The organism is Sphaerochaeta sp., from assembly GCA_022482495.1.
Lineage (GTDB): Bacteria > Spirochaetota > Spirochaetia > Sphaerochaetales > Sphaerochaetaceae > RUG023.
Genome location: JAKVPA010000008.1, coordinates 36,904 through 55,818, shown reverse-complemented (window position 1 = coordinate 55,818; position 18,915 = coordinate 36,904). Strand labels below are relative to the sequence as shown.

Genomic DNA, 18,915 nt, shown 5'->3' with positions numbered 1-18,915 from the left:
AAGCAGCCTCCATTTGGAGTAACGATATGAACGTATTGATCGTGGATGACGAGGAAGACATCAGGAATTCGTTGCAGCAGTACCTGAAGCTGGACGGGATCGACGGGGATGTGGCGGAGAACGGGTTGTCCGCCCAACGGATTCTCAGGGAGAAGCCGTATGACGCCGTGTTGGTTGACCTGAAGATGCCCGGCATGGACGGGCAGCAGTTGATCGAGTGGTTGCGCAAGGAAGGGTACCGGATGCCGGTGATCATGATGAGCGCCCATGGGGAGATTACCGACGCCGTCACCGCGCTGAAGGAAGGGGCCCAGGACTATGTGGTCAAACCGTTCGATCCTGAGGAACTGGTCATCCGGCTGAAGAAGCTCGTAGAGGCGCAGAACCTGAGGACCTTGGTGGAGGCGAAGAGCATGGAGGACGGGAAGACGCAAAGCGCCTTCATCGGCGAGAGCCCCGCCATCATGAAGATCAAGGCGTTGATCGCCAAGATCAAGGACACCACCTCCACCGTGTTGATCACCGGGGAGAGCGGCACCGGGAAGGAAGTGGTGGCCCGGGAGATACATGCCAACAGTCCGGTTTCCCAGGGGCCGTTCGTGGCCATCAACATCGGAGGAGTGCCGGAGAACCTGCTGGAAAGTGAGTTGTTCGGGTATGAGAAAGGAGCGTTCACCGGAGCGGTGAACCGCAAGACCGGCATGTTCGAGCTGGCCAATGGGGGCACGCTGTTCCTGGATGAGATCGGGGACATGCCGTTGTCGTTGCAGGTGAAGATTCTCAGGGTGCTGCAGGAGCGGAGGATCACCCGGCTGGGTGGTACGAGCGCCATGCCGATCAACGCGCGGATCATCGCGGCGACCAACAAGAATCTGGAGCAGATGGTCCGTGACGGGCAGTTCCGTGAGGATCTGTTCTACCGGCTCAACGTGGTCCGCATTGAGATACCACCGCTGCGGGAACGGAGCGGGGACATCCCGCTCCTGGCGGCGGGAATTCTTGCCCGGCTGAACCGGCAGGTGGGGCATAAGGTCAAAGGGTTCACCCCTGAGGCGCTGAAGCTTCTCTGTTCCTACCAGTTCTATGGAAACGTCCGGGAGTTGGAGAACATTCTGGAACGCGCCGTGATCTTCTCATCCGGGGATGAGATCACCCCGGATGACTTGGAGCTGAACAGCTCGGTGTTCACCAAGGAACAGAAACGCACCGAACAGCCGGTGGATGATGATCAGGCGAAAAGCCTGAAGGATGTGGAAGAGACGGCGATCATCCGGGCGCTCCAGCGGTGGGAGGGCAACCGGACCAAGGCCGCCCAGGAACTGGGCATTTCCCGCCGGACGTTGATCAACAAGATCGCCGAGTACGGATTGGAGGAATTATGACCGGTTGGAATATGGATACGTTGTACGGGACGGTGGGCAGCCCCCGTTTCCGCGGGGATCTCTCTCAGGTGGTGACGGATTCCCGCCGTCTGGAACGGGATATCAGACGGAAATCCTGTTCGCTTGTCGACGCATTGGATCGGTACCAGAAGATCCTGGATGTGATGGAGAGCCTTTCGGCGTTCGCATCAGCCGTCCGGTCGGTGGACACCACCGATGCCTTTCGCCATCCGCGCCTGTCTCCCATGTGGGGAAGGCCTCCCTTGCGGTGGACCATCTCCATGTCTCCATGCTTTCCTTCCTGGCTTCTCGTACGGAAGAAATCCATCGGTTGACGGAAGACGGACAGCCGTTGGCCTCCTACCGGTACGTATTGGAGGAGTTGTTGGAGGAGCAGCGTCATACGATGGATCCTGAACTGGAGGCGATTGCCTCCGACTTGAACCGGAGCGGCACGGACGCGTTCTCCCGCCTGCAGGAGTCTGTTTCGGCCAACGCCACAGTGGCGTGGACGGATGATGAGAAGAAGACGGCAACCGAACTCCGTGGCTACGCGTTCAGTCCGGACCGTACGCTCCGGGCGCTGGCGTTTTCCAAAGAAATTTCCATTTGGAAGGAACATCAGGACGCGTTTGCCGCGGCGCTGAACGGTGTCAAAGGAGCAACCATCACGCTGGATGGGAAGCGGGGCTATGCAAGCCCGCTTGCCCGCTCCCTGTCCCAGTCACGGATCGACCAGGCGACGTTTGATGCCCTGCTTTCCACGCTGCAGGACAACCTTCCGATGTTCCGCAGGTATCTCGAGACAAAGGCAAAGGTATTGGGGGTGGACCAGCTGGCGTTCTATGATCTGTTCGCCCCGGTGGGCAAGGGTGGAAGAACGTACACCTACGAAGAAGCCCAACAGTTTGTCATCCGGCAGATGGGCGCGTTCTCCCCGAAGATGGGATCGTTCGTCACCAAAGCGTTCCACGAGGGGTGGGTGGACCCGTTTCCGCACCAGGGCAAGGTGGGGGGCGCATATGATACCGCTTTCCCGGCGTTTGGACAGAGCCGTGTGATGGCCAATTTCGACGGAACGTACAATGGGGTGTCCACCTTCGCCCATGAGCTGGGCCATGCGTTCCACGACAGCATCGTGTTGCCGCTTCCCCATCTGCTTCGGACCTACCCGATGACATTGGCGGAGACGGCGTCGATCTTCAGTGAGTTCGTCGCCCTGAACGGGGCGTTGAAGGAAGGGGATTTCGATGAACGGCTTTCATTGACCGAGCACTTCCTGCAGGACGCCACCCAGGTGTGCGTCGACATCCTCTGCCGGTTCCTGTTTGAACAGGAGGTGTTCCACAAGCGGGCCAAGGAAGAGCTCACCGCTGATGCGTTCTGCCGTCTGATGGTCTCCTGCCAGAGGCGGACGTACGGGGAATTATCCGTCTACCACCCGTACATGTGGGCGGTGAAGAGCCACTACTACAGCAGTGATTTCAGCTTTTACAACTATCCGTACGCGTTCGGCCAGCTGTTCGGGCTGGGGCTGTACGCCATCTACGAGAAGCATCCCGAGGACTTTGAGGATACCTATGTCTCGTTGCTTTCCAAGACGGGATCGATGAGCGCCATGGATGTGGCCGCTTCCGTCGGCATTGATATCCGGGATCCCGCGTTCTGGCAACAGGGGATGGATGTCATCGGTTCGTTTGTGGACAGGTTCGCCGATGGTTGCCGTCTGTGAGCGCCTCGTCCAGGGAGGGCTGGGGTTTTCCCGCTCCTCGGATGGAAAGATCCTTCTCATTGAGGGCGCGTTGCCAGGAGAGACGGTGGAATGCCAGGTGGACCGGGTCACCCCGGACTACCAGGTCGCCCATGTCACCGGGGTGCTCGCCCCGTCTCCTGATCGCGTCCAGCCTCGCTGTCCGTACTACGGGAATCTGTGGCGGGTGCGACCTGCAGATTCTCTCTGACGCCCGTCAGGCGCAGACAAAAGAGGACCTGGTGCGTGAAAATCTCCGGAGAATCGGCGGAATCGCTGAGCTTCCGTCTCTTGGCGTTGCCTGCGGACCGGCGTGGGGCTATCGGTGCCGGGCTCGTTTCCATGTGCGCCTGACTTCCAAAGAGGTGGGGTTCCTGGGACGGCGGAGCAATACGCTGGTTCCGGTGGAGGATTGTCCCGTTCTGGTCCACCCGCTTCGGGATCTGCTGAAGGACAAGCATCGGCTCTGGGATGCGGCACGTCAGGTGATGTTCTCCGGTGGTGGCGAGGACGGCGTGTTTGCCGTCAATGCGTTTGCAGGGGATGATGGAGTGACGACGGACCGTACCGTGGTGCACCTGGAGGCCGGTGGGGTTCGTTTCTGTGTGGATGGTCAGGTGTTTTTCCAGGGAAACCGGTTCGTGCTGCCCCAGATGGGGGAATTCGTCCGGAACGCCGTAGTCGGGGAACGGGTGATGGACCTGTACGGAGGCGTGGGGACGTTCAGCGCGTTCATCGGGAAAGACAAACAAATCGTGTTGGTGGAGAAGGATCGTTCCTGCCTGCGCCTGGCCAAGGAGAACGCGCCGTTCGCCCGTTCCTATGCCGGGGATGTGAAGGATTGGGTCAGCAAGGAAGGGGTGGATACCGTGGTGTTGGATCCCCCGCGGATCGGACTGGACAGGAATGTCCCGTCCTTGGTGGCGGGATGGAAGCCCCAACGGATCATCTACATGTCCTGCAACAGCGTCACGCTGGCGCGGGACTTGGCGTTGTTCGCCTCCACGGGGTACCATCCCCTACAGATGAAGGTGTTCGACATGTATCCACAGACCTTTGGGCAGGAAGCGTGTGTGGTGTTGGGGAGGATGGAATGAGGGATGGATTCATTTCGGTCGGTACATATTCTCCGTTGGTGCACGTGGCGGATTGCCCGTACAACGTAGAGCGGATCAAAGAGGGGATCGAGAAGGCCTCCAAAGCCGGTGTTCGGCTTCTGGTCTTCCCTGAGCTCTGTCTGACAGGATACACCTGCGCTGATTTGTTTCTCCAACAGACATTGCAGCAGGGGGCCTTGGAAGGGTTGGCCGATCTGGTGATGTTCAGCCGAGGATTCGACCTGGTGATGGTCGTCGGTTGTCCTCTTTCGTTCTCCGGACGCTTGTACAACTGTGCGGTGGTCCTGTACAACGGCAAGATCCTTGGGGTGGTTCCCAAGCGGAACCTTCCCACCTACCAGGAGTTCTATGAAAAGCGGTGGTTCACCCCGGGGGAGGATGGGGTGCGGGAAGTGATGCTCTGCCGCCAGCTGGTTCCGTTCGGTTTTCCCTTGGTGTTCACGTGCGCATCACAACGGGAGTTTGGCTTTGGCGTGGAGGTGTGCGAGGATCTGTGGGTTCCTTCCTCCCCATCGGTGGATCTTGCCTTGGGCGGCGCCACGGTGATCGTCAACCCCAGCGCCAGTGATGAGCTGGTGGGGAAGGCGGAGTACCGAAGAAACCTGGTCGCCAGCCAGAGCGCCAAGTTGATCGCCGGCTACGTGTACGCCGACGCCGGATTCGGGGAATCCTCCACCGATCTGGTGTTTTCCTCGCATAACCTGATCGCGGAGAACGGTACGGTGCTTGCCCAGTCGTTCGCCCAGAGCGGGGAGGTGCTGAAGAGCGAGATCGACGTCAACCGGTTGACGCTGGAACGCCAGAAGGTGACGACGTTCGCCCAGAGCCATCGCGAATGCCATGTGGTGGAGTTCGCCATGCCGGTGAAGGAAGCGGTCCTGACCCGGCACGTGGACCGGAGTCCGTTCGTGCCCGCCGATGATGGGGCGAGGGATCAGCGGTGCGCTTTGATCCTTCGTCTGCAACGGCTGGGTTTGGAGAAACGGTTGGCCCACGTGCAGGGGAAAACCGTGGTGGTGGGCTTGTCCGGGGGACTGGACTCCACGCTTGCGTTGATGGTTTGTGTCGGCGCCTTTGATGATCTCAAGCTGGAACGCAAGGGAATCATCGCCGTGACGATGCCGGGTTTCGGGACGACCAGCCGGACGAAAAGCAACGCGACGCGGCTTGCCAAGGCGTTGGGGGTGACGCTCCGCGAGGTGGACATCTCCGCCGCGGTGCGGCAGCATTTCTCCGACATAGGTCAGGATGAGACGGTGCGGGACGTCACCTATGAGAACTGCCAGGCGCGTGAACGGACACAGATTTTGATGGACATCGCCAACCAACAGGGGGGACTGGTCATCGGAACGGGAGACCTGTCCGAACTGGCGTTGGGATGGGCGACGTACAACGGGGATCACATGTCGATGTACGGGGTGAACTGCTCCGTGCCGAAGACGTTGGTCCGGTTTCTGGTGCATTACGTGGCGGTGCAGTCCCCGGAGCAGGTCAAGGCGATCCTCCTGGACGTCATCGCAACTCCGGTCAGTCCGGAGTTGCTTCCCGCCAACGGGGATGGGACGATCAGCCAGGTGACGGAGGATATCGTCGGTCCGTATGAACTGCATGATTTCTTCTTGTACTACCTGGTTCGCTGGGGATTCTCTCCTGCGAAAATCTACCGGTTGGCCCGGTACGCGTTTGACGGAGCGTACGCCGATGGGGAGATTCTCAAATGGCTGAAGGTGTTCTGCAAGCGGTTCTTCGCCCAGCAGTTCAAGCGTTCCTGTCTGCCCGATGGCCCGAAGGTGGGTTCGGTGACCCTCTCTCCCCGTGGGGACTGGCGGATGCCTAGTGATGCCTGCGCCACTCTGTGGCTCGCCGAGTTGGACCGTATCATTTCTTAAAGGTTTTTTGTATCTTTCTTATATGATTCTTGTTTGAGTTTATGCATATGAAACTCAAACGATTGTTCAGCATCATGCTGCTGTGCCTCCTTTGTGGCGCCGTGGGCGCCCGATCCCTTTCCACCGCGTCGTTGCAGGTGGTGGGCGGGTATCTGTACCCCGGAGATGGTGGCTATGGTGCAGGAATGCAGTCGTTTGACAATTGGCATATTGGCGGTGGGATGGCATTTCGCTTTTCCTTGATGACGGTGGAAGCGTCGTTTTTGCCGTTCTCTTACTCGGATGACGAAAGCAAACTGCTCATCCTGATGATGCCTGGTGTTTCCATTCCGCTCTCCGTCGTGTCCAATCTGGAATTTGGGTTCGGCCCGTCGCTGGGGATGCTTGTGCCGACCAAGAGTGAAAGTGACAGCGCCTTCCGCTATGAACTCGCCGATGGTTCCGTGGTGGATTCTTCCACGTCGTTCGGTTCGTTGCTGATGCACAGTCGTATGTATTGGAAGATCGGGCTTTCCGCGCAGGTGGGGAATTTCGGGTTTCATGCCGGGTATCTTTGTCCTACGAACCTTTCCCTCTCCACGCTTCGTTCGTCCCCCAGCATTTCTGATTTCTTCAGGACAAGCGAGGGGATGTTGACCTTCGCGTTGAGTCTGGACATTTATTGAGCATGAGGTGGGGTATGGGCAAACGGTTCGGGATGGTCCTCGTAGCTCTGTCGTTGATGGGTGTGTTGTGTGCGGAGGGGGATGTGGGTGGCGGTTTTGGTGCGGGCGTCACGACACCGTTTCCTGTTTCCTCTTCTGATTGGGGTATCCAGCTGGGTGGGTACGCCCACGTGATGTGGTTTGGATTCAGCCTCACCGGGGAAGCCCGGATGGAAGAGAACGACGTCTCTGAGTTTTCCGTGTTCCCCAGTCTGGGACCATCCCTGAAACTTGGTCCGGTGCGGCTGGGTATTGAGGCGGGACCTCGTTTCCGTGTGGTTCGTGATGGTGATGGCAACTTCTGGCGCTACGATAATGACGGGTTCCTCACCGAGGCGGAGAAGGTCATCGAATATTTTTCCTATTCCCCGGTGGCGTACCGCGCATCAGCCGAATGGCAGACCGGACCGGTGGCGTTCGGTGTAACCTATCAGGTGGATACGTTGTTTCGTTTTAAACACTGGTATGAGGTGAAGGACCTGCTGGATGTGGATTGGAACACGGGAAGATACGGTTTTCTCATCAAATACCTTTGGTGAGTTTCTTGTGGATTTGGAAAAATCCCGATAGACTGATACAACAAGGAGAAACATTATGAAAAAAAGAATGATACTTGCATTGGTGCTTGTCGTACTGTTGATACCCTCCCTGCTGTTTGCGAAAGCCATCAGCCTGAGTCTGGGAGGAATCGCCATGTACAGCGTCAACGCAGGCAGTGTTACGGATGATACGGAAGCATTCAAGGACATTAATAACTATACGTTTGGCGCGGACGTACGTCTGAAGCTGCTGATGCTTGACATCACCGCCATGGGATTGTACAGCGGCTCGTCCACCGACGGTTCCGGAATGCCGGAAATCTCCGGCATCGTCACCGCCGGCTTGGCGATGGACCTGTTGGACACCATCCGTGTCGGTGTCGGTCTTGGACCCCGTCTCCGCGCGGAGAACAACGATGGTACATGGCAGGTGAAGACGCAGGATGGTACCGTGGTCGATGGCGCCTCGTTCCAGAATGTCGTGATGAACGCTCCGATGACCTATCGCGCCATGGTTGACTTCATGCTGGGCGGGCTCTCCGTAGGAGCCAGCTACATGGTGGATACCTCCTACACGTTCAATGATTACACCAATGTCCAGAATCTGATTGACGTGGATTGGGACAGTGGGAAGTTTGGTGTTTCGTTGTTGCTGAATCTGCAGTAAGCAAACAAGGAAAAAGTTATGATGGGCATGCGCTTCGGCGCATGCTTTTTTTATGATTTTTGCGGATTATTTCTTCCATTGTGTTGCATTGGAAATAATGCTACCATCGATGCATGACACGCCGTGGCCCATTCATTTGGATTGTCACCACCCTGTTGCTTTTGGTGGTGTTCTGTCTCTCCATCACGTGGGGACGGTATGCCTTGTCCATGGGGGATGTGGTGCGGATCCTGCTGTCACGGATCGTGCCGATCCATCGGACCTGGACAGTCGCCATGGAACGGGTCGTGTTCTCCATCCGTCTGCCGCGCATCGTCATGGCGATGTTGGCCGGGCTGGCGTTGTCCCTTTCCGGCGCGACGTACCAGGGGGTGTTCCAGAACCCGATGGCCAGCCCTGACATCCTGGGATCGTCCAATGGCGCAGCGTTCGGCGCGGCGCTTGCCATTCTGCTGGGCTTTCCTGCCTCCGGGGTGATGGCCCTCTCATTTCTTGCCAGCTTGGCTACGGTGATGTTGGTCTATGCCCTGTCCCGGGCGCTGAAGACCCGCCGCACCACCGGGTTGATCCTCTCCGGCATCATGGTCGGTTCGCTGTGCGGTTCGGGCACCTCGTTCATAAAGCTGGTCGCCGACCCCACCAACCAATTGCCTGCCATCACCTACTGGTTGATGGGAAGCCTTTCCGGAACGGACTGGCACACCGTGGCGATCGCCGTGGTGCCGCTTGCCATCGGGGTGGTGCCGTTGTTGTTTCTTTCCTGGAAAACCGATCTTCTCAGTCTGGGGGACGAAGACGCATTGACGCTGGGGGTGGATGTCAACCGGCTCCGGGGGGTGTTGGTCATCAGCGCCACGTTGGCCACTTCGGCGGTCATCGCCACCTGTGGCTTGATCGGCTGGGTTGGTCTGGTGGTTCCGCACTTGGCGCGCAAGGTCACCGGCAGCTCCCATACCAAGGTGTTCCCCGCATCGGCGTTGTTCGGCGCATTGTTCCTGCTCCTGGTGGATGACATCGCCCGGTGTGCCGCGACCAGCGAGATCCCCATCGGCATCCTTACGGCGTTCGTCGGGGCTCCGTTCTTCCTCTTTTTGATGCTTCGGGGAAAGGAGCACCTATGAGTATTGTGGTATCCGGACTGACCTATGGGTATGGAGAGGGGAAGCTTGCCCTGGACCATGTGGATTTCTCCGCCCGTGACGGGCAGGTCACGTCGGTGATCGGCTCCAACGGAGCGGGAAAGACGACGCTCCTGAAGTGCGTGCTTGGCATCCGTTCGGGATGGACGGGGCGCATCATGGTGGATGGAACGGATGTCCGCACCCTCTCGCGCAAAGCGCTGTCCCGCCAGTTGGCCTATGTTCCCCAGATATCGTATCCGACGTTCAACTATCCTTGTGTGGAAATGGTCTTGATGGGTGCCAACAACCGGGTCGGTGCATTGGGAAGCCCGGGAGCGCGGGAACGGGAAGAGGCGTTGGCCACGATGGATGGTCTTGGGATCGCCTCATTGGCCGACCGGCTGTTTCTGGAAGTATCCGGAGGGGAGCGGCAGTTGGTGCTGGTCGCCCGGTCGTTGATGCAGAAAGCGAAGAACCTGCTGTTGGATGAGCCGGTGGCCAATCTGGATCTGGGCAACCAGATCAAGGTGCTGGAGGAAGTGTCCCATCTGGCCGAACAAGGATACGCCGTGGTGATGACCACCCATAATCCCGAACAGGCCTACCAGTATTCGTCATCGATCGCGGTGTTCAAGGATGGTCGGTTGTTCTCCCAGGGGACGCCCCAGGAAGTGATGACCGAAGGAATGATCAAATCAGTGTATGGCGTGGATGTCCGGATGGAGAGCCTGTATGATGACGCCATCCGGGTGTGTGTCCACAGGAAACAGGGAGAGGAGAAATGAATTTGAATCTGAAACGAAATGTGTTTGTCGTAGTGCTGGCATGCCTGATGGCATGGTCGCTTTTTGCACAACCGGTTGTGGAACAGGCACCGCCTGCGGCAACAACGGTGGAATTCACCGATGATCTGGGGCGGACCGTCACGTTGCCGTCCAAGGTGGAGCGGATCCTTCCCTCCGGCTTGATCTCCCAGTACGTGTTGTTCCCGCTGGCGGCAGACCGCTTCGTCGGGATCTCCGTCCGGTGGAACGATTCGGCGAAGGGAATTGTCGACGCGAAGTATCTGGATCTCCCGTTCGCCGGCCAGATCTACGGAGGGAAAGCGACGTTCAACATGGAGGAAGTGTTGAATCTGGATCCCCAGGTGGTCTTCGACGTCGGGGAACGGAAGAACAACATGACGGAAGATCTGGACAAAATCCAGGCTCAGCTGGGCATCCCGGTGATCCACATCGACGCGACCACGGCGACGATGGACCAGACCTATGCCAAGTTGGGATCGCTCCTTGGGTTGGAAAAGGAAGCCAAGACGCTGGGTGATTACTGCAGCGAGACGCTCTCGCGCATCAAGACCATCACCGATGGGGGAAAGGTGCAGGGTATCTACGTCGTGGGCGAGAAAGGCATCAACGTGCTTGCCAAGAACAGCTACCAGGGAGAGGCGGTGGACATGATCCTGGATAACCTCGCCGTGGTGGAGAATCCGTCCGCCAAGGGAACGGGAAACGAAGTGGACATGGAGGCGATCCTCGGGTGGAATCCGCCGTATGTGATCTTCGCCGGGGACGCGGCGCCCGCCTACGAGAAGGCGAAGACGGATCCCCTGTGGCCCCAGGTGGAGGCAATCAAACGGGGAACATACTATCTGTCGCCGGATGTGCCTGCCGGTTGGCTTGCCAACCCGCCGTCCGTCAACCGGTTCCTCGGTTTGCTGTGGGGGGCGAAACTGCTGTATCCCGATCGCGCCACGTATGATATGGCTGAAGAGGCCAAACGGTATTTCTCATTGTTCTATCACGCCACGCTGAGCGACGAACAGGTGCAGAGCCTTCTCAGCCGTTGAGCCGCCTGCCAAGCGGCCAGTTGAGATTCGCCGTTACGGAGCGCAAAAGGTCCTCCGTGACGGCGTTTCTGTTTTCCGGAGTGAGGTGGACGCACAAGGAAGCGGCATCGCTCCGGATGGCGTCCAGAAACGGGGTGCTCCGGTCCTTCACCACGGCGATGGTGTCCACCCCGTCGTGCAGCGCGTCCCTCACCGCCTTCTGGAACCGCAGGGCGTCCCGCTCCATGTATCCCAGCTCATCCATGATCCTCAGCTTTCCCGGTGTTTGCAGCGCCTGGACGCCCAACGTATCAAAACCGTCGGCCCGTATCTGGCCTGGTTTTCCGACGATGCCATGTATGTTACTTGAGATGCCGTCCAGTACGACGACGTCGTCCTGTTTGTGGGTGAGAAATCCTGTCTGGGGAGCCGTGCAGTGTGCGACAAGCCGGGTGCGGAGCGTGCTCTTCCCGATCCCCTGGGAACCGGAGATGACCAGGAGGTGGTTGGTCCGGATGGTTGGGATGTCCGAGCGGCGGATGAAAAACAGACGCATCACGCCTTCCCTGTGGTACAGAAAGGGAAACGATCCCGCTTGGACTTGAAGCGGCGGGACGGTATCGTTGCCCCACAGCTGAAAGAATCGGACGGCGTCGGCACGACTTCGGAACCGTTGTCCTGCTTCTACCGTCACCTGCTCTTCCTCCCAAGGGATGGAGAGGGCGTCCAGCATCATCGCGGTACGGGATGCCGGATTGGATTCTGGCGCGTCCGGTCGGAAGCGGTGGCCCCCCCAGTTCTGCCTTACCAGACAGAGTGTCTTCGATGCATGGATTTCCCCCAACTCGAGGCATTCCACCGTGGAGCCGAAGTTGCAGCATGCCACCGTGTCCACCACGAGCGAAGGGGAAAGCTGGTGGACATCCTCCACCCGAGTGGGGAAGACGGCCGAAGCGGCGACCAATGGGTTCTGTTCCACAGCGATGACAGAACACCCCAGGGAGGCGAACGCCGCGGAAAGGAACCCCAGGCCGCTTCCGGCGTCCAACAAGGTTGTCCCGCTCCCATGGCGGACGATGGCCCGGGCGATGTCCCGGTACATCGGGTTCTGGGAGAACTCGTCTTTTTGGTAGGGGATTGCATCCGGTTTCCAGGTGAACATGGGAAAAGTGTACCCGGTTTCGGGAAAAGGGAAAAGATTCTTGTGGACAACTAATATATTAGTATGTTAATATAGGGCGAAAGGAGTTTCGTCCTATGCAGATGACATTACGTTGGTACGGTTCGAAGTTCGATACCGTCACCTTGCAGCAGATTCGGCAGATCCCCGGAGTGAAGGGGGTCATCACCACGTTGTACGATCTTCCCGCCGGCACGCTGTGGCCTCGGGAACGGATTCATGCCCTGAAGGAAGAGGTGGAGGCCTCCGGCCTGTCCATCCTGGGCATCGAGAGCGTCAACGTTCATGACGACATCAAGATCGGGCTTCCATCCCGTGACAAATACATCGACAACTATATCAAGACCTTGGAGAATCTGGCCTTGGAAGGCATCCACATGGTTTGTTACAACTTCATGCCGGTGTTTGACTGGACGCGGACCGACTTGGCGAAAGTTCGACCGGATGGTTCTACCGGTGCTGGCCTACGACCAGAAGGTAGTCGATTCCATCGATCCCCAGACGTTCTTCGACCAGACAAACAACCAGAGCGGCGGGCATGTGATGCCCGGTTGGGAGCCGGAGCGGCTTGCCCATGTGAAGGAGCTGTTCGCAGCCTACAAGGATGTGGACGCCGACAAGCTGTTCGCCAACCTGGTGTACTTCCTCGAGGCCATCGGGCCGGTGTGCGAGAAGTACGGCATCAAGATGGCCATCCATCCGGATGATCCCGCATGGCCGGTGTTCGGGCTTCCCCGGATCATCACCGGCAAGGAGTCGATCCTCAAGCTGATGAAAGCGGTGGACAAGCCGTACAACGGGCTGACGTTCTGCGCCGGTTCCTTGGGAACCAACCCGAAGAACGATCTTCCCGGCATCATCCGCGCGCTTCCCGGACGGGTGCATTTCGCCCATGTGCGCAACCTGCACCATTTCGCGCCGGGGGTGTTCGAAGAGGCTGCGCACCTTTCCAGTGACGGCTCGTTCGACCTGTACGAGATCTGTCGCGCCCTGTACGACATCGGTTTTGACGGACCGATCCGGCCGGACCACGGACGGATGATCTGGGGCGAGAAGGCGATGCCCGGGTACGGATTGTATGACCGCGCGTTGGGTGCAACGTACATCAACGGACTGTGGGAAGCGATCGACAAGAACGCGCGGCGTGGCCACTAAGATGGAACGGATGACGGCCAGCGAGCAGATTTTCCGTACACTGCGCGGGAAGATTCTGTCCACGGTGTTGCAACCGGGACAGATGCTGAACGTGCAGACGCTGGCCGACGAACTGGGGGTGAGCCGCTCTCCCGTCAGGGATGCCTTGCTGAAGCTCCGGGAGGAGCGCCTGGTGGAAATCCTGCCGCAGAGCGGGACCCGCGTGGCGCCGATCGACATGGAACAGGTGCAGGTGGAGCGGTTCCTTCGCACCAGCCTGGAGACCAACGCGGCCGTGCCGTTCTGTCGCAAGCGGACGGAACGGGATCTTTCCGACATGGCCTTGGCCATCGACGGACAGCGGAACGCCTGGCAGCGGGAGGACATGCAGATGTTCCTCTCCTATGACGACGCGTTCCACGCCGTGGTGTTCCAAAGTCAGGGACTGGGCAGGCTGTGGGATTTGATCCAGGACCAAAGCGGCAACTACCATCGCATCCGGCTTCTTTCGTTCAGCGTGCCGGATGTCTGTCCGTCCATCATGGAGAAGCACCAGGTGATGATCCAGGCGTTCCGTGACCGTGACGAAGCTGCGGTGACGGAGCTGGAGAAGACGCATCTGGGAAGATTGGATGCAGAGGCCGGGGAGATCGAACGCCAGCATCCCGGCTATTTCAGAAACCATACGTAATGAGGGGGTACTCATGCAATTGAATGCAGAAGGGATTGTGGATCAATCGGAATGGAAACGTAAAGGATTTGAGATGCCGCGGTTTGACCGTGACGCCATGGTGAAGGCGACGCTCGCTTCGCCCGTGTGGATCCATTTCGGAGCGGGAAACATTTTCCGCGGTTTTCCCGCGATGCTGATGCAGCACCTGCTGAACCAAGGGGATGCCAAGAAAGGCATCATCGTCGGGGAAGGGTTCGATTATGAGATCATCGACAAAATCTATGCGCCGCATGATGACATCTCATTGCTTGTCACGCTGAAGGCCGACGGTTCCATCGCCAAGACGGTGGTCGGCTCGGTGGCGGCGGCATACAAGTGCGACTCCTCGTTTGCCGACGAATGGAAGAAGTTCCAGGATGCGTTTGCATCCCCGTCGTTGCAGATGGTGAGCTTCACCATCACGGAGAAAGGCTACGGTCTGAAGGGAAAGGACGGACAGTTCTTCCCGTTCATCGTCTCCGATATGGAGAATGGCCCGGAAGGCAAGCTTGCCAGCATGATGAGCAAGGTGACGGCGCTGGTATACCATCGTTTCCTCACCGGCAAGGCGAAGCTGGCTCTCTGCTCGATGGACAACTGTTCCCACAACGGGGAGAAGCTGGAGACGGCGGTGAAAGCCATTGCCTCTGCGTGGGTGGAGAAGGGACGTTGCCAGAAGGGCTTCCTGACCTATCTTGACCAGGACGTGTCGTTCCCTTGGTCGATGATCGACAAGATCACGCCGCGTCCGGACGCCAAGGTGAAGGAGATGCTGGAGAAGGATGGTTTCACCGATACGGCGGTGGTGGTGACCTCCAAGAACACCTACATTGCTCCGTTCGTCAATGCGGAGGAGCCTCAGTACCTGGTCATCGAGGATGATTTCCCCAATGGCCGGCCTGCGCTGGAGAAGGCAGGGGTCTACTTCACCGACCGTGACACGGTGAACAAGGTGGAGAAGATGAAGGTATGCACCTGTCTGAACCCGCTGCACACCTCCTTGGCTGTTTTCGGGTGCCTGCTCGGCTACACGTTGATCGCCGACGAGATGAAGGATCCCCAGCTGAAGGAAATGGTCAAAATCATCGGCTACCGGGAAGGCATGCCGGTGGTGGTCAACCCGGGGATCATCGATCCCAAGGCGTTCATCGACGAAGTGGTGGACAAGCGCATCCCCAACCCGTTCATGCCGGACACGCCGCAGCGTATCGCCTGTGATACCAGCCAGAAGCTTCCCATCCGTTTCGGGGAGACGATCAAGGCGTATCAGGCCAATCCCGCGTTGCATCTGTCCGATCTGAAGGTGATCCCGCTGGTCTTTGCCGGTTGGTGCCGCTATCTGATGGGCATCGACGACCAAGGCAACGCTTTCACCCCCAGTCCCGATCCGCGGCTTGCCGAAGAGAGCGCCTATGTGGCGTCGGTGAAGCTGGGGGACAAGGGACCGTTTGACGAGGTGCTTCGCCCGATCCTCTCCGATACGACGCTGTTTGGTGTGGATCTGTACGCCACCGGCCTTGCTCCACTGGTCATCCGGTACTTCACCGAGATGGTCGAGGCGCCCGGTGCGGTACGCGCTACGTTGCAACGATACGTCCACTGACAAGACGACCCGCCGGTACCTCGGCGGGTTTTGTTTGTCCTTGTGTTGCAATCGATTGCGTCCCGATGTATCCTTTGTCTGTGACCATTTATGATATCGCTAAGGAAGCGGGGGTTTCGGGCAGTACCGTCTCTCGTGTGCTGAATGGAAAGCCAGGTGTCAACGCACAGACCCGCAAAAAGGTGCAGGCGTTGTTGGAGACCCATCATTTTTTCGCCAATGAGGCGGCCCGTGGGCTGGTGATGCAGACGCCCCGGATGATGGGGATTCTGGTGGCGGACATCCGCAACTCCCATTATGCCGAGGGTGCCTACCTGATCGCCCAGGAGTTCGCCAATCATGGCTATGGCGCGTTGATCTGCAACACCGGGGATGATGATCCTTCCAAGGTGGATTCCCTCCGGGTTCTGGCTTCTCGTCGTGTCGATGGCGTCGCGTTGATCGGTTCCACATTCCAGTGTGACGCCGTACGGGATGCCCTGCAGTTGTATTTTGCCACCACGCCGGTGGTCATCGCCAACGGCTATGTGGACCTGCCCCAGGCATACGGCGTGGTCGCCGACGAGGCGGAGGGGATCGCTTCCTGCGTTCGGTTGCTTTTAGGGCAGGGAAGGCGGCATCTTGCGTTCGTCAACGGGACGGACACGCCGAGCAACCGCATCAAGCAGCAGGGGTTCCTCAACGAGGTGGGAAAGGATCCTTCCGTCACGTCCTGGATCATCCCGGCATCTTCGTCGGACTACCAGGCGGGATATGACGCCACTGCCAGCTTGCTTGTCCAGCATCCCCAGGTGGATGGCATCATCTATGCCGTCGATCTTTTGGCTGCGGGAGGCCTGCGAGCTGTGCAGGATGCGGGGAGGGCTGTGCCCCAGTCCGTAGCGGTCATAGGCGTGGACAACAGTCCGTACGCGTACGTGACCACCCCCCGGCTGACCAGTCTGGATACCAAACTGGGGGAGCTTTCCCTCGGGTGTGCCCGCGCGTTGGTGGATGCCGTCGAAGGAAAACCGGGGAAAAAGAAGCAGGTGATCGTCTCATCCATCGTTCTCCGAGAGACAACCTGAACTTGACCAAGGAAGCGAAGATACCTATACTTTGGTGGATTGCAATCGATTGCAAAAGGAGCTGGCATGATTACCACACGATTGGATCGCGATGACAGTTGGCTTCCTGGCGTGCTTCGCCGGGTGTTCCAATACTTGCGCACCCATGATTTCTCTTCCATGGAGCCAGGGGAGTATCCCATTGAGGGGAAGGATCTGTTCGCAAGGGTGTTCACCCTTGAGACCAAGGACATCACCCAATGCAAAGCGGAGTTCCACGACATCTATCTGGACGTACAGTACTGGGTGGAGGGCGAGGAGCTGTTGGGGTGCTCCGAACGGCAGGGGAACGAGCCGATTGTCGGAGGAAACCCCAAGGATGACCTGTACTATTGTCCTGTGGCCGACGAAGAGTCCCGGGTGTACACCCGCAAGGGTGATGTCGTGATCTTCTTCCCGACGGACATCCATCGTCCCGGTGGGGCTTGGAATGGTCGGAGCGTCACCTGCAAGAAAGTGGTGGTCAAGGTGCGCTCTTCCCTGCTTGGAGGTGCGTGATGCGTATCGCTGTGCTTGGGGATGGCGCCATGGGATGCCTGTTTGGCAGCCTGTTGTCCGTCAGGAACCACGTGGTGCTTGTTGGCGTACATCCGGAAAAATCCGAACTGCTCCGCCGGGAAGGCGTGCGTATCGTCCAGGCGGATGGAGAGCACCTGTACCATCCTGACACGACGACGGATACCTCCGGAATGTCTCCGGTGGATCTGGTAATTCTGTTCGTCAAATCAATGCATACCCGGGAGGCGCTGCAGACAAACGCCGGTTTGATCGGCCCATCCACATTGGTCGCCACGTTCCAGAACGGAGCCGGTCATGATGAGTTGATTCTCCCGTTCGTCCCCCGGACCCGGATCATCATCGGCACGACGCAGGACAACGCGTCGGTACGGGATGTAGGGGTGGTGGTCCATGGTGGCTCCGGTGTGACGGTCATCGGACTGGTGGAAGGGGAAAGCAGTATCCTGGAGCCCATAGCGGCGGAATTCACCGCCTGCGGATTCCCGACCAAGGTCTCTTCCGAAGTGATGCGCAGCGTCTGGCGCAAGCTGTTCAACAATACCAGCATCAGCGCGTTGACCGCCGTCCTGCAGTGTTCGATGGAATATCTTGGGACAGCATCAGGAAACGTGGGATGCCGTCGTGTCATTGGTGGATGAGGCGCTTTCCGTCGCCAAGGCGGACGGGTATCCGTTTGACCGGGAGGACGTGAGGCGCGATATCCGTGGCGTTCTGGATCGTGCCCATGGCGGATATACGTCGATCTACTCCGACATCAAGGCGGGGCGAAAGACGGAAGTGGATATGATCAGCGGCTATGTGGTCCGCAGGGCGAAGGCCCTGCAGGTGCCCGTGCCGCGACAAGAGTTGATGGTGCGTCTGATCCACGCGCTGGAGACCAAACCCAGGGATTGACCCTGAAGGAGAAGGATATATGGATTGTGTGTATGAAATGCATGGGTTGAGGATCGTTGATCTTTCCAAGGAACTGGATCCCGCAACGGAAACCAGAAGGTGCAAGCTGTACCGTTTCAACACCGGAGGGCCGATCCCTGACTACCACACCAACATGGATTTGATGAGCCATCTTGGGACGCACTGTGAGTGTCCGTACCATCACAATGACGCCTGGCCGTCCGTGGCGGACCTGCCGCTCACCACGTTCTTCGGGAGAGCCATCTACGTGACGTTTTCCGACGCAAAGCCCAATACCTACATCACGGCGAAAATGCTGGATGCGGTGTGCGCCCCGAAGATGAAGGATGGGGACATCGTCATTCTGGATTCCCCATACAAACTCACGCCGTTCACGCCGAAGACCAATACGGCGGAGGACAAGCGGCTGCTGGTCAACGGGGAGACGGCCCAGTGGCTGAAGGAGCATCACGCCAAATGTGTCGGTTTCGGTGATGGCGTGTCCATCGAGAACCGAAATGAGGACGTCAAGCCGTTCCATGACATCCTTTTGGCGGAGAACATCGTGTTCCTGGAAGTGCTGAAGCATTTGGATCGGCTTTCCACCGATACGTTCTTCATGAGTTACGCTCCACTGCCCATCAAAGGGCTGGACTCCTGTCCGGTGCGGGCGTATGCCATCGAGGGATTGTCGGAGTTTTCCGCGTAACAGGTTGTTTCTTCCCTGCATTGCAAAAGGCTGCCGGTTTGGCAGCCTTTTGTGTTTTGGAAG

The 18,915-nt window shown here is 58.5% G+C and carries 20 protein-coding genes and 1 pseudogene; 20 read left to right on the top strand and 1 reads right to left on the bottom strand.

Features of this window, described 5'->3' with window-relative positions; genetic code table 11:
- Positions 1–26 precede the first annotated feature (26 nt).
- From LKE28_09285 to LKE28_09230, 12 genes are all read left to right on the top strand, one after another.
- Positions 27–1,382: a sigma-54 dependent transcriptional regulator gene (locus LKE28_09285; protein MCH3908406.1), complete on the top strand. Its 1,356-nt coding sequence runs from the start codon at positions 27–29 to the stop codon at positions 1,380–1,382.
- On the top strand, positions 1,379–1,717 hold the full coding sequence (locus tag LKE28_09280; protein ID MCH3908405.1) for a hypothetical protein: 339 nt from the start codon (positions 1,379–1,381) through the stop codon (positions 1,715–1,717). Before LKE28_09285 ends, LKE28_09280 begins: the two co-directional genes overlap by 4 nt.
- On the top strand, positions 1,672–3,114 hold the full coding sequence (locus tag LKE28_09275; protein ID MCH3908404.1) for a M3 family oligoendopeptidase: 1,443 nt from the start codon (positions 1,672–1,674) through the stop codon (positions 3,112–3,114). The genes LKE28_09280 and LKE28_09275 overlap by 46 nt, the downstream gene beginning before the upstream one ends.
- The gene (locus LKE28_09270; GenBank protein MCH3908403.1) at positions 3,098–3,343 is read left to right on the top strand and encodes a TRAM domain-containing protein; all 246 of its coding nucleotides are present in this window, start codon (positions 3,098–3,100) and stop codon (positions 3,341–3,343) included. Before LKE28_09275 ends, LKE28_09270 begins: the two co-directional genes overlap by 17 nt.
- Positions 3,246–4,229, top strand: a complete 984-nt coding sequence (locus tag LKE28_09265) for a class I SAM-dependent RNA methyltransferase (GenBank protein MCH3908402.1) — start codon at positions 3,246–3,248, stop codon at positions 4,227–4,229. The genes LKE28_09270 and LKE28_09265 overlap by 98 nt, the downstream gene beginning before the upstream one ends.
- Positions 4,226–6,139, top strand: a complete 1,914-nt coding sequence (locus LKE28_09260) for an NAD(+) synthase (GenBank protein ID MCH3908401.1) — start codon at positions 4,226–4,228, stop codon at positions 6,137–6,139. Before LKE28_09265 ends, LKE28_09260 begins: the two co-directional genes overlap by 4 nt.
- Positions 6,140–6,186: 47 nt before the next feature.
- Entirely contained in the window at positions 6,187–6,804 is a 618-nt protein-coding gene (locus LKE28_09255) for a hypothetical protein (GenBank protein MCH3908400.1), read from the top strand.
- A gap of 14 nt (positions 6,805–6,818) precedes the next feature.
- Positions 6,819–7,382, top strand: coding sequence for a hypothetical protein (locus LKE28_09250; protein ID MCH3908399.1), 564 nt, complete (start codon positions 6,819–6,821; stop codon positions 7,380–7,382).
- A 55-nt stretch (positions 7,383–7,437) separates the two neighbouring features.
- On the top strand, positions 7,438–8,049 hold the full coding sequence (locus tag LKE28_09245) for a hypothetical protein (protein MCH3908398.1): 612 nt from the start codon (positions 7,438–7,440) through the stop codon (positions 8,047–8,049).
- A 113-nt stretch (positions 8,050–8,162) separates the two neighbouring features.
- Positions 8,163–9,170 (top strand): iron ABC transporter permease, encoded by a 1,008-nt coding sequence (locus tag LKE28_09240; protein ID MCH3908397.1) that lies wholly within the window; start codon positions 8,163–8,165, stop codon positions 9,168–9,170.
- The gene (locus LKE28_09235) at positions 9,167–9,955 is read left to right on the top strand and encodes an ABC transporter ATP-binding protein (protein ID MCH3908396.1); all 789 of its coding nucleotides are present in this window, start codon (positions 9,167–9,169) and stop codon (positions 9,953–9,955) included. Before LKE28_09240 ends, LKE28_09235 begins: the two co-directional genes overlap by 4 nt.
- A 2-nt stretch (positions 9,956–9,957) precedes the next feature.
- Positions 9,958–11,016: an ABC transporter substrate-binding protein gene (locus tag LKE28_09230; protein ID MCH3908395.1), complete on the top strand. Its 1,059-nt coding sequence runs from the start codon at positions 9,958–9,960 to the stop codon at positions 11,014–11,016.
- Here the strand turns inward: LKE28_09230 and LKE28_09225 are convergent.
- Entirely contained in the window at positions 11,006–12,157 is a 1,152-nt protein-coding gene (locus tag LKE28_09225; protein ID MCH3908394.1) for a hypothetical protein, read from the bottom strand. The genes LKE28_09230 and LKE28_09225 overlap by 11 nt on opposite strands.
- A 95-nt stretch (positions 12,158–12,252) precedes the next feature.
- Between LKE28_09225 and uxuA the strand changes: the two are divergent.
- The 8 genes and pseudogenes from uxuA (at position 12,253) to LKE28_09185 (ending at position 18,852) form a co-directional block, all read left to right on the top strand.
- A pseudogene (gene uxuA, locus LKE28_09220) lies at positions 12,253–13,330 on the top strand (mannonate dehydratase).
- The gene (locus LKE28_09215) at positions 13,320–14,000 is read left to right on the top strand and encodes a GntR family transcriptional regulator (GenBank protein ID MCH3908393.1); all 681 of its coding nucleotides are present in this window, start codon (positions 13,320–13,322) and stop codon (positions 13,998–14,000) included. The pseudogene uxuA and the gene LKE28_09215 overlap by 11 nt, the downstream one beginning before the upstream one ends.
- A 13-nt stretch (positions 14,001–14,013) precedes the next feature.
- Positions 14,014–15,624 (top strand): mannitol dehydrogenase family protein, encoded by a 1,611-nt coding sequence (locus LKE28_09210; protein ID MCH3908392.1) that lies wholly within the window; start codon positions 14,014–14,016, stop codon positions 15,622–15,624.
- An 80-nt stretch (positions 15,625–15,704) separates the two neighbouring features.
- A complete protein-coding gene (locus tag LKE28_09205; protein ID MCH3908391.1) occupies positions 15,705–16,691 on the top strand; it encodes a LacI family transcriptional regulator in 987 nt (328 codons plus the stop codon).
- A gap of 66 nt (positions 16,692–16,757) precedes the next feature.
- The gene (locus LKE28_09200) at positions 16,758–17,228 is read left to right on the top strand and encodes a YhcH/YjgK/YiaL family protein (protein ID MCH3908390.1); all 471 of its coding nucleotides are present in this window, start codon (positions 16,758–16,760) and stop codon (positions 17,226–17,228) included.
- The gene (locus tag LKE28_09195) at positions 17,228–17,887 is read left to right on the top strand and encodes a 2-dehydropantoate 2-reductase (GenBank protein MCH3908389.1); all 660 of its coding nucleotides are present in this window, start codon (positions 17,228–17,230) and stop codon (positions 17,885–17,887) included. Before LKE28_09200 ends, LKE28_09195 begins: the two co-directional genes overlap by 1 nt.
- Positions 17,838–18,143 carry a hypothetical protein gene (locus tag LKE28_09190; protein MCH3908388.1) on the top strand — a complete coding sequence of 102 codons (306 nt, stop codon included), beginning with the start codon at positions 17,838–17,840 and terminating at the stop codon, positions 18,141–18,143. Before LKE28_09195 ends, LKE28_09190 begins: the two co-directional genes overlap by 50 nt.
- Positions 18,144–18,162: 19 nt before the next feature.
- Positions 18,163–18,852 (top strand): cyclase family protein, encoded by a 690-nt coding sequence (locus LKE28_09185; protein MCH3908387.1) that lies wholly within the window; start codon positions 18,163–18,165, stop codon positions 18,850–18,852.
- The last annotated feature ends 63 nt before the right edge of the window (positions 18,853–18,915 follow it).

Excerpts from the sequence above, each read along its gene's own strand:
- LKE28_09285 (MCH3908406.1), top strand. The coding sequence starts at position 27 with ATGAACGTATTGATCGTGGATGACGAGGAAGACATCAGGAATTCGTTG.
- LKE28_09280 (MCH3908405.1), top strand. The coding sequence starts at position 1,379 with ATGACCGGTTGGAATATGGATACGTTGTACGGGACGGTGGGCAGCCCC.
- LKE28_09275 (MCH3908404.1), top strand. The coding sequence starts at position 1,672 with ATGCTTTCCTTCCTGGCTTCTCGTACGGAAGAAATCCATCGGTTGACG.
- LKE28_09270 (MCH3908403.1), top strand. The coding sequence starts at position 3,098 with ATGGTTGCCGTCTGTGAGCGCCTCGTCCAGGGAGGGCTGGGGTTTTCC.
- LKE28_09265 (MCH3908402.1), top strand. The coding sequence starts at position 3,246 with ATGTCACCGGGGTGCTCGCCCCGTCTCCTGATCGCGTCCAGCCTCGCT.
- LKE28_09260 (MCH3908401.1), top strand. The coding sequence starts at position 4,226 with ATGAGGGATGGATTCATTTCGGTCGGTACATATTCTCCGTTGGTGCAC.
- LKE28_09255 (MCH3908400.1), top strand. The coding sequence starts at position 6,187 with ATGAAACTCAAACGATTGTTCAGCATCATGCTGCTGTGCCTCCTTTGT.
- LKE28_09250 (MCH3908399.1), top strand. The coding sequence starts at position 6,819 with ATGGGCAAACGGTTCGGGATGGTCCTCGTAGCTCTGTCGTTGATGGGT.
- LKE28_09245 (MCH3908398.1), top strand. The coding sequence starts at position 7,438 with ATGAAAAAAAGAATGATACTTGCATTGGTGCTTGTCGTACTGTTGATA.
- LKE28_09240 (MCH3908397.1), top strand. The coding sequence starts at position 8,163 with ATGACACGCCGTGGCCCATTCATTTGGATTGTCACCACCCTGTTGCTT.
- LKE28_09235 (MCH3908396.1), top strand. The coding sequence starts at position 9,167 with ATGAGTATTGTGGTATCCGGACTGACCTATGGGTATGGAGAGGGGAAG.
- LKE28_09225 (MCH3908394.1), bottom strand. The coding sequence starts at position 12,157 with ATGTTCACCTGGAAACCGGATGCAATCCCCTACCAAAAAGACGAGTTC.
- LKE28_09210 (MCH3908392.1), top strand. The coding sequence starts at position 14,014 with ATGCAATTGAATGCAGAAGGGATTGTGGATCAATCGGAATGGAAACGT.
- LKE28_09200 (MCH3908390.1), top strand. The coding sequence starts at position 16,758 with ATGATTACCACACGATTGGATCGCGATGACAGTTGGCTTCCTGGCGTG.
- LKE28_09195 (MCH3908389.1), top strand. The coding sequence starts at position 17,228 with ATGCGTATCGCTGTGCTTGGGGATGGCGCCATGGGATGCCTGTTTGGC.
- LKE28_09185 (MCH3908387.1), top strand. The coding sequence starts at position 18,163 with ATGGATTGTGTGTATGAAATGCATGGGTTGAGGATCGTTGATCTTTCC.